The 14,329-nt window shown below is 67.0% G+C and carries 9 protein-coding genes and 1 tRNA gene; 4 read left to right on the forward strand and 6 right to left on the reverse strand.

Going from position 1 to position 14,329, the window contains the following annotated elements; genetic code table 11:
* Positions 1 to 24 precede the first annotated feature (24 nt).
* Both ACZ7CH_RS26280 and ACZ7CH_RS26285 read left to right on the forward strand, forming a co-directional pair.
* Entirely contained in the window at positions 25 to 3,006 is a 2,982-nt protein-coding gene (locus ACZ7CH_RS26280) for an AfsR/SARP family transcriptional regulator (RefSeq protein ID WP_470375163.1), read from the forward strand.
* 113 nt (positions 3,007 to 3,119) lie between these two features.
* A complete protein-coding gene (locus ACZ7CH_RS26285) occupies positions 3,120 to 3,263 on the forward strand; it encodes a hypothetical protein (RefSeq protein ID WP_470375164.1) in 144 nt (47 codons plus the stop codon).
* Positions 3,264 to 3,748: 485 nt separating this feature from the next.
* Here ACZ7CH_RS26285 and ACZ7CH_RS26290 read toward each other — a convergent pair whose 3' ends face one another.
* On the reverse strand, positions 3,749 to 4,540 hold the full coding sequence (locus tag ACZ7CH_RS26290) for a hypothetical protein (RefSeq protein ID WP_458430472.1): 792 nt from the start codon (positions 4,538 to 4,540) through the stop codon (positions 3,749 to 3,751).
* 328 nt (positions 4,541 to 4,868) lie between these two features.
* On the opposite strand from ACZ7CH_RS26290, the gene ACZ7CH_RS26295 reads away from it, so the two are divergent.
* Complete coding sequence (locus ACZ7CH_RS26295) at positions 4,869 to 5,282, forward strand: DUF6292 family protein (RefSeq protein WP_360395483.1); 414 nt, start codon at positions 4,869 to 4,871, stop codon at positions 5,280 to 5,282.
* A 277-nt stretch (positions 5,283 to 5,559) separates the two neighbouring features.
* Here ACZ7CH_RS26295 and ACZ7CH_RS26300 read toward each other — a convergent pair whose 3' ends face one another.
* Positions 5,560 to 5,790 carry a hypothetical protein gene (locus ACZ7CH_RS26300; RefSeq protein ID WP_360395485.1) on the reverse strand — a complete coding sequence of 77 codons (231 nt, stop codon included), beginning with the start codon at positions 5,788 to 5,790 and terminating at the stop codon, positions 5,560 to 5,562.
* Positions 5,791 to 5,950: 160 nt separating this feature from the next.
* Positions 5,951 to 6,025, reverse strand: a tRNA-Arg gene (locus ACZ7CH_RS26305).
* 150 nt (positions 6,026 to 6,175) lie between these two features.
* On the opposite strand from ACZ7CH_RS26305, the gene ACZ7CH_RS26310 reads away from it, so the two are divergent.
* Positions 6,176 to 7,084 carry a cation diffusion facilitator family transporter gene (locus ACZ7CH_RS26310; protein ID WP_360395487.1) on the forward strand — a complete coding sequence of 303 codons (909 nt, stop codon included), beginning with the start codon at positions 6,176 to 6,178 and terminating at the stop codon, positions 7,082 to 7,084.
* 251 nt (positions 7,085 to 7,335) lie between these two features.
* Here ACZ7CH_RS26310 and ACZ7CH_RS26315 read toward each other — a convergent pair whose 3' ends face one another.
* The 3 genes from ACZ7CH_RS26315 to ACZ7CH_RS26325 form a co-directional block, all read right to left on the reverse strand.
* Positions 7,336 to 11,568 carry a GH92 family glycosyl hydrolase gene (locus ACZ7CH_RS26315; RefSeq protein ID WP_470375165.1) on the reverse strand — a complete coding sequence of 1,411 codons (4,233 nt, stop codon included), beginning with the start codon at positions 11,566 to 11,568 and terminating at the stop codon, positions 7,336 to 7,338.
* Between the two features lie 497 nt (positions 11,569 to 12,065).
* Positions 12,066 to 13,940, reverse strand: a complete 1,875-nt coding sequence (locus ACZ7CH_RS26320; RefSeq protein WP_470375166.1) for an acyl-CoA dehydrogenase family protein — start codon at positions 13,938 to 13,940, stop codon at positions 12,066 to 12,068.
* Between the two features lie 81 nt (positions 13,941 to 14,021).
* Positions 14,022 to 14,312: a hypothetical protein gene (locus ACZ7CH_RS26325; RefSeq protein ID WP_470375167.1), complete on the reverse strand. Its 291-nt coding sequence runs from the start codon at positions 14,310 to 14,312 to the stop codon at positions 14,022 to 14,024.
* Positions 14,313 to 14,329: the final 17 nt, after the last annotated feature.

The raw sequence follows: 14,329 nt of genomic DNA on the forward strand, positions 1-14,329 counted from the left end.
GGACCAGCGAAGGGTGAGACGCTGGTGGAATTCAAGATCCTCGGGAAGACGTCCTTGCTGACGGACGATGGCAGCGTCCACCTCGGCACGGCGAAACAACGCGGTGTTTTGGCTTTGCTCCTCTACGACGTTGGGCGCCCGGTGTCCATAGATTTGATCATCAGTGAACTGTGGCGTGGGGAGACCCTGGAAGTCTCAAAAGGACGGCTGTACCCGATCATAAGCAGGCTCCGCAAAGTTCTCGCTGAGTCCGGCTCCGGAGCCGTGCTGCGCAAGGAAGGCGCTGCATATCAGCTGGAGGTCGATCCGGCGCTGGTCGACCTGCATCGCTTCCGGCAGTTGGTGACAAAAGCTAGACAGGCTTCCGGAGACGATGACCACATTTTGGCCAGGAACTTGGCGCAAGAAGCGCTGTCATTGTGGCGGGGAAAACCGCTCAACGACCTCTCCGGAACCTGGTCGGACCACTGCCGTGCACAGATGGAGCAATTTGATCGGCTACCCGCCTACTACCTGTTGTTCGACAGCCAGCTGCAGTTGGGTCAGTACGGCGAAGTGATGAGTGCTGTCGGTCGTCTGGTCGACGAGCACGACACCGAGGAGATGTTCGCCCGGCACTACATGCAATCTCTGGACGGCATGGGCAAGTACTCGAAAGCCTTGGAGTTCTACACCGAGTTCTGCTCTCGGCTGGAATACGCGATCGGCGCCGAGCCGGGTCCCGAAATCCGAACGCTCTACCAGACCGTCCTCCAGAAACAGGCGGGCACCGCCATCGTCGCCAAGGCCGACCCGGAACCGCCGCACCAGCTGGAACGGGACATCCACAACTTCACTGGTCGCAAGGCGCTGCTCATCCGGCTGGACGCCCTCCTCTCCGCCGCGCAAGGGCAGGTCGTCGCACTGCACGGCATGCCGGCCGCGGGCAAGACGAGTCTCGCGACCCGATGGGCGCATCAGCGCAAGTCACGCTTCCCCGACGGCCAGCTGTTCGTCAACCTGTGCGGCTACGGTCCGACGGCGCCGATGGCGCCGGACGACGCGATAGCCATCCTGCTGGCGTCGCTGGGCGTTGCGCTGGACCGGCTCACCGTCGACGAGCGGCGCGTCCGGCTGAGGAGATCGTTGAGCGGCAAGAAGATTGTGCTGATACTCGACAACGCTCGCGACAGCACCCAAGTCCGCCCGATCCTCGCCGCGGCTGCCGACTGCTGCTGCATCGTGACCAGCCGGAACGAGCTCAGAGGCCTCACGATTCGCGACGGCGTGCGCACGGTGGAGGTGCCGCCACTGACACCGGACGAGGCCACCGGCCTGCTGCTGGCCGACCTGGAGGGGCGAGGCCGCTCGCGCGAGGACGAAGGACTGGCCGCGCTCGTGGAACTCGCCCAAGGCGTTCCTCTCTGTCTGCGGATCATCGCGCAGCTCGCCGTCGACCGGCCCTACACCTCGCTGCTGGACCTCGCACACGAACTGCGACAGCACGACGGCCTGGGTCTGCTGGATTCCGCGGACAGCGATGACGACTACACGACGCTGTCGACCGCGTTCTCCTGGTCCTACCGGGCGTTGCCCGCCGAGGTCGCGCTGAGCTTCCGCCGCCTTGGCTTGCACCCATGCCCCGAGTTCGACATCTCGGCCGCGTGCGTCCTCCTCGGGCGGGACGAATCGGTGGTCGTCGAGCACCTGCGGATCCTGGCGCGAGCGAACCTGATCCGGCAGGTCACGGCAACCCGCTACCGGCTGCACGACCTGCTCTACGGATACGCCGTCGATCTGGCTCGTCACGAGGAAACCCCTGGGCAACGAGAATTGGTTCTACGCCGACTCTTTGATTGGTACCTCGCGTCAACGTGGAACGCCGCCCAACGGGTAAGCCCTGGGCGATCCCGTGTTCCCACGCTGGACGGAATGTCCTGGCAAGGTGCCGAGGAGTTCGACACCGCAGGCGCTGCTCTTGATTGGTTTGCCAAGGAGCAGACCAATTTGGCTTCCGTTGTCTCGCATGCGGCCAGAGAACGATTCCATGATCACGCGTGGCGCCTGGCCGCTAACATGAACGAATCCTATGCTCGCTTCGGGTTCTACCCTGATCTGAGGCTGAGTCACGAGATTGCGTTGTCTTCAGCTCGTGAGGTCGGTCACAAAGAGGGTGAATGCGGCACGCTCAACAACCTCGGTGTCGTCTTGCACGGGATGGGCCGATACGACGAAGCGCGTCAGGTGCTCTCCGACGCCGTGGCGCTCGCCGATGAACTGGGCCATCGGGAGCTGAGCGCGGTCAGCAGGCAGAACCTGGGAAGTGTGCACCTCAAGGCCGGGCAGGCTCGCGTCGCAGTCGCAATCTACCGGGAAGTACTCGACCTACTCGGCGGAATGGGTGCTCGGATAATCGAAGCATGCGCCTTGGATCAGCTCGCCAACGCACATCATGACATGGAGCTCGACGACATCGCTCTTGACTACCACGAGCAAGCGCTCGCAATTCGGGAAGAAGTAGATGATGTTCGCGGGCAAGGCGCCACGCTGACTGAGCTGGCAAAAATATATCATGAGCGCGGAGAGAGCGATAAAGCGTTGGTGTGCAGTGAGCGGGCGCTCGGCGCATATGTGCACAGCGGTGACAAGCCGGGCATGGGCGAAGCTTTTCTCGTGATGTCCGAGACCCTTTTTGACTTGGGTTTGTTCGCGCAATCGGCCGAGGCGGCTGAAAAGGCGATTCGGCATTGCAGGAACCCGCTGGGGCAAGCACGCGGATGGCACGTGCTCGGCCACGTCCGCGCTGTCGTCGATGATCCTGCATCGGCGCACAGCTGCTGGGACCAGGCAGTGGACCTGCTGCTCAGTGCGCCCGGATCGGGCAGTGACCACCTGCTGACGCACATCCGCGAACACGGTGAGGCGGGGCGATCCATTCCTGGCCCACGCGTCGAGGGTGCAACTACTGGGCGCGAGTCCGAATTGGCTGTGCGTGATCGAGTCAACGGTGCTCACTCTGTTGAGTGACGGTGCGATGCCCGGGTAGTGTTACGGATGCAGACGGATCATAGGCTTGATCGACGAACTTCGCCTTGGAGCCCCCGCATTGATTACCGTCCATCGAGTGCTAGTGTCCGCCCATGTCGAAGATCATCACGGCGGTTACGCTGGCACTGGCACTGGCACTCGCTCCGGCGCCAGCCATGGTGTCGTTGCTCCCTGACTGGGGCGGCATCATTTATGAAACGCCTTCTGCTGCCATCTCGCAGACACTGGGCGCCTGAGGCGCCGATCGCAAACTCGCCGGCAGGCTGAGCTGCTCGACTTAAGCGCATCACGCCGCACGAGAACGCTTCTCGTTCATTGAAGCAAAACACGTACGGACCCGAATGAGACGCTGAACCCGAGAGGCGCACTGGCTTCGGCCGGTGCGCCTCTTGTCTGTGTTCCCGGCAAGGCGCCACACCTGCTCAGCACTTCGTCTCAGTGCTTGACCGGCTCGAGGCCAGCTTCGTAGTGGACGACCCGCAGTGTGGACGATGAACAGCCGGGTCTTGCGTAGCACAGGCGGTCAGGTCGTCCACACGGTCACGGCGATCATGGCCGCGGTCGAGGGATGACCTTCTTGTTCGGGTTCGGCACCGTGTTGCGACTGGGCTTTGACCAGGCGCACAGGTTTGATGGCACCGCTGGTCGCTCCAGTGCAGATCTCTCGATCCTCGGACCGACCACCTCACCTGATCCCAGGCCCCGTCCCGGTCGTGCGGCGCTACGCCGGGTTTTCCGCGACGGCGAGGTAGTCCGTGTAGATCTGCGGCGAGCCCGAGAACGAGGCCAGCTGCTTCCACTCCTCGTACATCTGCTTGGTGTCGCGGTGGGCGGCCGCGAACTCCGCGGCCTCACCGGTGGCGATGTCGGGCTCGGGGTAGAAGACGTCCAGCGCGTCGAGGCTCGCGATCTCCATCATCATCACGTACTGGTCGAGGCGGTTGCCCCGCTCGCCCTTGAGCACGTGGAACCGCCAGTCCGGGTAGTCGTCGATCCGGTGGTGGTTCTCGGCGATGAAGCGGTCGAACACCTCCTCGGTCACGCCGGCGCGCAAGGCCAGGTTGTGAATCCCGATGACCCTGGCGACGGGCTCCTCGCCGGGGCGGTCGCGGTAGCGGGGGCCGGGCGTGACGGTGCTCCGCGGGTTGTCGGCCAGCAGCCGGTAGTCGGTGAACAACGTCGGCAGCTCGCCGTACGTGCCCAGCCGCCGCCACCGCGCCAGCACGGCCTCCGCCTCGGGGTGCCGCGCCCAGAACTGCCGCGCCTGCTCGGTCTGCTCACCCCTGGCCGTGACGTAGCGGTCGCGCTGCTCGGCGCTCTCGATCTCGTACAACATCAGGTACTGCCCGGTCCGCTCCCCGCGCAACCCGCGCAGCAGCGTCCACCGCCACCCCGGGTACAGGGGCAGGTGAACGCCCTCAGCACGCACGAAGGCCTCGAACTCCTCCGGCGTGACACCGGCCTCCGTGTCGATGGCGATGTACTGGAACGTGAACACCGACGAGCGTGTCATTGCGTCCAATCCTCGGGCCGGCAAGGGGAACGCGCGTCCGACGAGCACGACTCCCCGCACCACATCCTGCCAGTTCCCAGGCGACGGGAGGCGGTGCTGAGCCGCGGAGATGTGCTTGAGGCCAGCATCATCACGGCGGCAGCCACTGCCGTCCACGGTTCGGGCGTCAGCATGGTGCACCGGTCCGGGCAGCGCCTGCTCGGTTTTGCCTCGGCTACAGTGTGGGTGCAGGGTCGTTGATCGGCCTGTCCACTCGCTTCGTCACCTCCGCGGTCTGCATGCGCTCGGTCGCGGCTCCGCAGCGATCTGAGGAAGAAGACGGGTCAGCATGGTGGTCACCACGTCAGAGGGTACGCATTTGCTGTCCGGAGCCCTTGAGCGTTACGTGTTCAAGGTCGCCGAGGTGCTCTCCGTGCCGCGCGACGGTGTCAGCTTCGAGGTCACCGACACCGCCACGGCCTACATCGCGCTGGGCTGCCGTGCGGTGGCACATCCGAACCGCGATGTCATGCTCGTCTGGAGTGCGACGCAGGGATGGGCGGTGTCGATCGAGACCGGTCCCACGGAGCCGTTGATCGTGCTCGCCCGGCTTGCCGGCGACGTCGTGCAGGCTCCCGAGGCGGTGGCCGGGCTGGTGGCCGAGTCCATGACGCGGCCCGGTGGCGGTCGGTTGCCGGTGCCGGCAGCTCGGCCGCTGGGCTGGTCGGACCTCGCCGAGTGCATGGCGCGCTACGCGCCCTGACGCTGCACGACTGCGACCCGGAGTTCGCGCCGAATGGTGGGTCACGGTTTTGGGAACAAACCACTGTTTTCAGTCGATCACACCGGATCGCCGTCGCCGACCCGCTTCACGACGACGTGGTGGGTGAATCCACTGTGGACTTCGTGGAGGCCGGTGCGCTGAACCCGCGCCATCGCCACACCCGCGTCGTGCCGCCCGCCGATCTGTCCGCACTGCACTGGAGCGTGCTGGGCGACGATCGCGGTGACACTCCACCAGGACGACGTCGTCGGTGTGCTCAGCGGTTCGAGGACGGGAAGCGGCCGTCCGGGCTGCCGAGCCCGACCAGGTCCGTGTACTGGTCCTGCCACGACCGTTCGGTCGCCAGCAAATCGGCGAGCCGCTGCACCCAGTTGTCGTCCACGGTCCGAGGGGCACCCGTCGCCAGGTGGCCGGCCGTCTCCTTGCGTGCCTTGAGCCATTCGGACAACGTGGGTTCCAGCGCGGGGCCGCCTTGTTCTTCCGGCATGGCTCACGACACTGCGCGTGATGCGTGCCCGTGTCCGGGTTCGTTCGGCCGGTCCTCGCTCGCTGCGCCATCGCTCGACAATGCTCAGCAGCGCCGTGACCAGCGCGAACAAAAATGGGAACAAGATCGCCAGCTACGGCTGACCTTGTTCCCGTCTTCGTGGTGCCCCCGGCAGGATTCGAACCTGCGCACCCGCCTCCGGAGGGCGGTGCTCTATCCCCTGAGCTACGGGGGCGCTACCAACACGGAAGATCCTAGCGCACGCCCGCACCACCCCCGCACACCCACCCCCCATGAACTCCCGTCGGGTGGTGTCCGTCACGTCCGTCCCAGGTCAGGAATACGCCGGATTGCACTCATGCGCATGTCGCTATATGTTCCGAACATGGGTCACGGGCATGGGCACGGATCGGCGTCCGCGAGTGGGCGGCACGCCGGCAGGCTGTGGGTCGCGTTCGGGATCGGCGCGGTCTTCATGGTGGTGGAGTTCGTCGTGGGGTTCGCGACGTCCTCGCTGGCGCTCATCTCCGATGCCGCCCACATGCTCACCGACGTGCTCGGGGTCGGGATGGCGCTCGCGGCGATCATGGTGGCGCGCAGGGCCAAGGCGGGGAAGAACCGCACGTTCGGGTTCTACCGGGCCGAGGTGCTCGCGGCGCTGGCCAACGCGGTGCTGCTGTTCGGCGTGGCCGGGTACGTGATCTACGAGGCCGTGGGGCGGTTCCAGGACCCGCCGGCGGTGGCGGGGTGGCCGGTGCTCATCGCGGCGAGCCTCGGTCTTGCGGCCAACCTCGTGTCCTTCAGCGTGCTCAGGGAGGGCGCGAAGGAGAGCATCAACGTCCGGGGCGCCTACCTGGAGGTGCTGGCGGACCTCATCGGGTCGGTCGGTGTGCTGGTCAGCGCGCTGGTCACCATCACGACCGGGTGGAGGTACGCCGACCCGATCATGGGCGTGCTGATCGGCGTGTGGGTGCTGCCGCGGACGTACTCGCTGGCCAAGAACGCGCTGCACATCCTGTTCCAGCACGCGCCGGAGCGGTTGGACGTCACCGAGGTGCAGGCGGCGCTGGCCCAGTTGCCCGGGGTGGTCGAGGCGCACGACCTGCACGTGTGGACGCTCACCAGCGGCATGGAGGTGGCCTCGGCGCACCTCACGACGGCCGAGGACGCGGATCACGAGGACGTCCTCAAGGCCGCGCAGGTGCTCCTCAAGACCGAGTACCACATCGAGCACGCCACGCTGCAGGTCGAGGGCGGCTCGTCAGCGCAGCGGTGCCGCGAGCTTTCCTGGTGAGCTGACCGGCAGGGAGCGCACGAAGTCCTTCGTCGATGCGATGCCGGTTCGTGACGGAACGGGCCTGCGCTGTTCGGGTACCGAAACCCACGTCCTGCCTTGGGCGAACGGCACCACAGCGACCTCCCCAGTAACACCAACGGTTTGCCAAGATCCCACCGGACAACCTACCGCACCGGAAAGATCCGTTCAGGTGAACGGGAAAGGCCGCGCTCCGTGACGGAACGCGGCCTTTCCCGATCAGTTGGGCGTTACAGCCCAGCGCACTGTCCTGCCTTCGGCCCCTTGACGTCGTTCGGGAAGCCGTTGTTGACCGGCACCGGGGTGTTGCCCGTGCAGGACAACGGTCCGCCGACGGTCGAGAACGCCACCACGGAGCCCGCCCTGTTGCCCGTCAGCGACACCGGGCCGCCGACCGCCGTGTTCTCGACGGCCACCTCGGCCGAGGAGCCGTTCACCGAGACCGGGCCGCTGACCCTGGTGCCCACCAGGACCACGGACGCGGCGTCCGCGGCCGACAGCGGGCCCTTGATCTCGCCGCCGAACACGTACAGCGTGGCGCCGCGGGCGACGGTCACCGGGCCGCTGATCGTCGCTCCGTCCACCTGGGTCACACCGCTGACCTGCAGCGGGCCGCTGACCGTGCCGGTCACCGTGGTGGTGGCGGCCCGCAGCGGCTTCGACAGCAGCTCGAACTCCGCCAGCGCCACGTCGCCGCTGAACTCCAGGCGGTAGAACGCGTACCGGCCCGGTGAGGCGATCTTGAACGACCGGGTGTACTGCTGCCACTGGAAGTTCTCACCGCTGCGCTTGTCGACGGTCGCCCAGGTCTTGCCGTCGTAGGAGGCCTTCAGCTCCCACGACGAGGGCGAGGCGCCGGTCTTCGCGTTGGTCAGCGTGTAGAACTCCGCCTTCTCCTTGGCGTCGGCGGGCTTGAAGTCGACCGTGCGGACCGTCGTGGAGGTCGCGGAGTTGTTGTCCGACAACGCGGCCACCGACAGGCCGGTGGAGACGTCGCGCAGCGGCGTGGCGACCTCGGTGCCCTTGGTGATCGACTCGGGTGCGTCGTCGGCGCCCGTGCCCCACTTCGACGGGGCGGGGCCCATGTCGAAGTCGATCGTCGCGCCGGCCGCGAGGACGTCGTGCGGCAGGGAGGTCTTGTTCCACGGCTTGCCGTTGACCTTGACGCCCTGCACGTAGATGTTCTTCGCGCTGTTCTTGGGCGCGTTGACCACCAGCTTCTTGCCGTTCTCCAGGTTCACCGTCGCCTTGGTGAACTGCGGCGAGCCGATCGCGTACGCCGGCTTGCCCATCTGCAGCGGGTAGAAGCCCAGCGCGGAGAACAGGTACCACGCGGACATCTCGCCGTTGTCCTCGTCTCCGGCGTAGCCCTGGCCCTCCTGGCTGCCGACGTACAGGCGCGCCATGATCTCGCGCACCTTCTCCGCCGTCCGCGCGGGCTGACCGGCGTAGTCGTACATGTAGGCGATGTGGTGCGAGGGCTGGTTGGAGTGGCCGTACTGGCCCATCCGCACGTCCCGCGCCTCGATCATCTCGTGGATGACGCCGCCGTAGCCGCCGGGGAACTTCGCGGTCTCCGGCAGGGTGAAGAACTGGTCGAGCTTCTTCGCCAGCGCGTCCCGCCCGCCGTACAGGTTCGCGAGACCCTGCCCGTCGTGCGGCACCGTGAACGCCATGTTCCAGCCGTTCGTCTCGGTGTAGTCATAGCGCCAGTCCTGCGGGTTGTACTTCGCCGGGTCCTCGACGCGCCACGACCCGTCGACGTTGCGGCCCTGGAAGAAGTCGATCCTCTTGTCGAACGTCAGCACGTAGTTGAGGGAGCGGTTGAGGAAGTACTCGTGCTCCTCCAGATACCGCTTCTCACCGGTCTTCTCGTGCAGCGCCTTCGCCATCTGCGCGATGCCGTAGTCGTTGAGGTAGCCCTCGATCGCCCACGACCACGCCTCGTGCAGCTGGTCGTTGCCGGTCCAGCCGAGGAAGATCGACCGGTCCATGCCCTTGCGGCCGACGCCGCTGCTCGGCGGCACCACCGACGCGTTCTTCACCGCGGCCTCGTAGGCGGCCTTGGCGTCGAAGTTGCCCACGCCCTTGAGGTAGGCGTCCGCGAACGCCACGTCGGAGCTCGTGCCGGTCATCAGGTCGGCGTAGCCGGGGGAGGACCAGCGCGAGATCCAGCCGCCGTCCTTGTACTGCTGGACGAAGCCCTCGGCCATCTCACCCGCCTTGGACGGCGTGAAGAGGCTGTAGGCGGGCCAGGTCGTGCGGTAGGTGTCCCAGAAGCCGTTGTTGACGTAGATCTTGCCGTCCACGATCTTCGCGCCGGTCCGCGTCGGCGTCGAGGGACCGGTCGCGGGCGCCACCGGGGACGCGTACTGGACCTTGTCGCCGACCTTCTCGAAGCCCGAGTTCGGGTAGAGGTAGAGCCGGTACATGTTGGAGTACGTGGTGATCAGCTGGTCCTCGGACGCGCCCTCGACGCTGAGGATGCCGAGCACCTCGTCCCACGCGTTCTGCGCGCGGTCCCGGACCGACTCGAACGTGTCGGAGCCGCCGACCTCCTGTCGCAGGTTCGACTTCGCCTGGTCGACGGAGATCAGCGACGTGGCGATGCGCAGCTGCACGGTCTTGTCGGCGAACGAGAAGTAGCCGCCGACCGCGTCCCTGCCGGCGCCGGTGAGCTTCCCGCTCGCCGTCACGGCCTTGTCGACCTCGCCGTAGACGAACAGGCGCGAGGCGCCCGTGGAGAGGCCGCTCTTGACGTCCGAGAAGCCCGTGACGACGCCGTTGGCCGGGTCGAGGGTCAGGCCGCCGAGGTTGTTCACGTTGTCGAACACGAGGTTCTTCTCGCCCTGGTCCGGGAACGTGAACCGGAAGACCGCCGCGTGGTCGGTCGGCGCGATCTCGGCCTTCAGGCCGTTCTCGAAGGTCACGCCGTAGTAGTGCGCCTTCGCGACCTCGTTGTCGTGCTTGAACGGCAGCGCCCGCAGCGCGCGGTCCTGCGTCGGCGCCTTGTCCGACGGCATGACCTGGAACGTCTGCCGGTCACCCATCCACGGGCTCGGCTCGTGCGAGGCCGTGAACGCCTGCAGCGTCGGCAGGTTCTGCGCGTTGTTGCGCTGCTGGTACTCGTACAGCCACGACGTGGAGCCCGCGTTGGTCATCGGGGTCCAGAAGTTGAAGCCGTGCGGCACCGCGGTGGCCGGGAAGTTGTTGCCGCGCGAGAACGAGCCGTTCGAGTTCGTGCCGCGCGTGGTCAGCACGTAGTCCGACGGCTTCGCGTACTGCTTCTCGACGACGTCGCCGATGCGGATGTCGTCGACCCAGGCGCCGAACTCCGTCGGGCCCTTCGGACCGTCGTAGGCGACCAGCACCCGCTTGATCGTCTTGCCGGCCGCGACCGCGCCGATCGTCGAGGCGACCTTGTTCCACTGGTTGGTGTAGAGGAACTTGCCCGCGCCCTGGCCCTGCGGCGACAGCACCGCGCCGTGCCGGTCCACCGCCCCCAGGTCGCTCAGGTAGGTGCCGTCGGAGAACGCCAGGTCCACCGACGAGTACGTGCTCGGGTAGCTCAGGTTGTCCGTCACGAAGTCCGGGAAGATCATGTACGACAGCTCGGTCCGCGGCTCGACCTTCACGTCGACGTCGAAGACCTTGTTGTAGCTGTACGCCCGGCCCTCGGCGGTGTGACGACCCTGAAAGCGGAACGACTTCACGCCCGTCCAGCCGACCCGCGCCTTGGCCGCGTAGCCGCCCGTGGGGCCGTTGCCGACCACGCTGCGCATGTTCGGCGGCGGCGGGGTAGTGGAACCGTCGGAGAGCTGCACCTCGGCGAGCTGCACGATGTTCGTGGAGCCGTTGTTCAGCGTGATGTCGAGCTTGTAGTGCGTGAACGCCTTGGGTGCCGCGATGTCGTAGGTCTTGGTCTGGAAGCGCTCGGCGAACGCCTCACCGGTGCGGGTGTCGACGACGGTCCAGTCGGTGCCGTTGTCCGACCCCTGCAGGGTCCAGTTCTTCGGGTCGCGCTCGGGGGAGTCGTTGGCCGACGAGAGCGCGTACCTGCGGATCGTCTGCGCCTCGGCGAAGCGGAACGACGCCCAGCCGGTGGTGGCGAAGACCAGCCACTTGGTGTTGACGCTGCCGTCGACGAGGTTCTCCTTCACCTCGCCCGAGTCCGCGTTCTCACCGTTGGCCTTGACCTCCAGCACCTCGTCGGAGACGTTGCCGGGGATGCCCGAGCCGTCGGAACCGATCACGCCGGACGCCTTGGGATTGCCCGCCGCGTCGGTCTCGACCGCGTTCGCCCACGCTGGTTGCGGTTGACCGTCCTCAAAGGACGACGAAAAGCCCACTCCCGACTCCTCTGGTGCGGCGGCCGCGTAGCCGTTGGTGACGCCGCACACCAGTGTCGCAGTGATCGCGACGCTCAACAGAGTGGTTGTCCGTCTCTTCCCCAGTTGCCTCATTGCAACCCTTCCCGCCGCCGCCTTGCCTGCCCCGTTCGCGAGGCAGCGTTTCTGCACCTGACATCGTTGTCAAGGCGCGGGGCGGAACTTGTCCTCGAACCTGTCCTCTCCCGCGCGACACGGTGACCGAACCGGCGGCCCACGCAGCGACCGGTGCTGGGATCGCTCTCACGGTGTGCGGGGCGGACGGTTCGAACGGGCCGCGGTGGCGTTCGTGGTCGCGACGGGACCGAGGACCGCTCATGGATTGGTCTTCGAAGTTACTCTCTGAGAGTAGTTGAGGGTGCCTCACCTGGTAATTCACTCATTTGCCGTATCCGTGAACTGCCGTTTGTGGCTTAGCGTTACCAGGACCTCCTCCTGGAGGGTGTTGTGTCCTTCCGTTGCAAGGGGAGCCGGTAGGGGGATGCGGGGGACGTAGCCCCCTACCGGCCGTGCACGGGGCAGGTGCCGCGCCCGCACCACCAACCTGCCCCGTGCAGCAACGGACGGACGGCTCAGCGCGGAGTCGGGCGGTGGACGTTCTCCGCCGTCGACTCCCGGTGCGCCGAGTCCGCGATCCAGCTGCCGGGGGTGGACGGGTCGACGACGCCGTCCTCCAGCCAGGTGAACCGGCCGTTCATGACCTGGGTGGCCAGCGCCACGTCGGTGTCGTCGGTGTTCTTCCACAGCCGCTCGAACAGCTCGTCCACGCGCACCCGCGCCTGCTTGCAGAACGCGTCGGCCAGCAGCTGGGCGTCCGGGTTCTGGTCCTGCACCGCCCGCACGCACGTCGCGCTGATCGCGAACAGCTCGGCCCCGATGTCCACGACCCGGCTGAGGAACCGCTGCTTGCGCTCCATCTTCCCCTGCCACCGCGACATCGCGTAGAACGTCTGCCGCGCCAGCTTGCGCGCCGCCCGCTCCACGAACCGCAGGTGCCTGGCCAGCGGCCCGAACTCCGCGTAGCCCGCCGGGCTCTGCCCCTTGCCGACGACCAGCGTCGGGAACCACTTCGCGTAGAACCCGCCGGCCTTGGCCGCGGCCTTCACCTTGGCCTGCCGGTCGGCGTCGGGGTCGATGATGTCGCCGGCCACGCTGAGGTGCGCGTCCACGGCCTCACGCGCGATCAGCAGGTGCATGATCTCGGTGGAGCCCTCGAAGATCCGGTTGATCCGCAGGTCCCGCAGCACCTGCTCGGCCGCGACGCCCCGTTCCCCGCGCGCCGCCTGGCTCTCCGCCGTCTCGTACCCGCGCCCGCCCCGCACCTGCACCAGCTCGTCCGCCACCAGCCACGCCTTCTCCGACGCGTAGAGCTTCGCCAGCGCGGCCTCGATGCGGATGTCGTGGCTGCCCGCGTCCGCGAGCTCGGAACTGAGGTCCAGCACCGCTTCCAGCGCGTAGGCCGTGGCCGCGATGTAGGCGATCTTGCCCGCGATGGCCTCGTGCCTGCCGACCGGCAACCCCCACTGCACCCGCTCGGTGCTCCACTCGCGCGCGATCTTGAGGCACCACTTGGCGCTGCCCGCGCAGAGGGCGGGCAGGCTGAGCCGGCCGGTGTTGAGGGTGGCGAGCGCGATCTTGAGCCCCGCGCCCTCCTTGCCGATGACGTTCTTCTTGGGCACCTTCACGTCGTGGAACCGCGTGACGCCGTTCTCCAGCCCCCGCAACCCCATGAACGCGTTGCGGTTCTCCACGGTGATGCCCTCGGCGTCCGCCTCGACGACGAACGCGGTGATGCCCTTGCCGGGCACCTGCGCCATGACGACCAGGAGGTCGGCGACAACACCGTTGGTGGTCCACAGCTTCACGCCGTTGAGCACGTAGTCGTCGCCCTCGGGCACAGCGGTGGTGCCGAGCCGGGCGGGGTCGGAGCCGACGTCCGGCTCGGTGAGCAGGAACGCGGTGATCTCGCCCTTGGCGCACCGCGGCAGGAACTCCCGCTTCTGCTCCTCGTTGCCGAACATGGCCACCGGCTGCGGCACGCCGATGGACTGGTGCGCGCTCAGCATGGCGCCGATCGCCGGGTTGGCGCTGCCGACGAGCATCAGCGCCTTGTTGTAGTAGACCTGCGTGAGGCCGACGCCGCCGTACTCCGGCTTGATCTTCATGCCGAACGCGCCGAGGTCCTTCAACCCCTTGAGCACGTCGTCGGGAATCCGCGCGTCCCGCTCGATGACGGCGTTGTCGACGTGCGCCTCGGTGAACTCCCGGAGCTTCGCGAGGAACGCCTCACCGCGCTCCCGGTCCTCCCGGCTGCCTTGCGGGTGGGGGTGGATGAGGTCGACGCGGAAGTGGCCGAGGAAGAGCTCTTTGCCGAAGCTCGGTCGCTGCCAGCGGGTTTCTCGGGCTTGCTCGGCGACCTGTCTGGCCGCGCGCTCGTCGACGGTCATGGTTACCTCCGAGTAGGGGTGTGACCCACGTTACTCAGGGGTAGGCGGATGTCCACCGGTCCGGAGGATGAAAGCCGGTCCTCAACGGCTCGTCCTCCTCGACCGGCTCACCGAGAGGACCCTGACCAGCAGGACCGCGACCGCCACGCCCAGCACCAGCCACGACAGGACCAGCACGAGCTCCGGCACCCCGTCCTGCGCGCGGGCCACCGAGAAGCGCGGCACACCCGTGCGCGGGCTCTTGCCGGTCATCGTCATGGCGACCTCGCCGCCCACGTCGTCCGGTCCGATCGAGTGGCGGAACTCGCGGGCGTAGGTGTTGCCCTCGTACGGGATGGCCGCTGTGCAGTCGTGGACCAGGCCGAGGTGCAACCAGCTGCGCGAGCACG

Source organism: Lentzea sp. NPDC037011 (assembly GCF_055607425.1).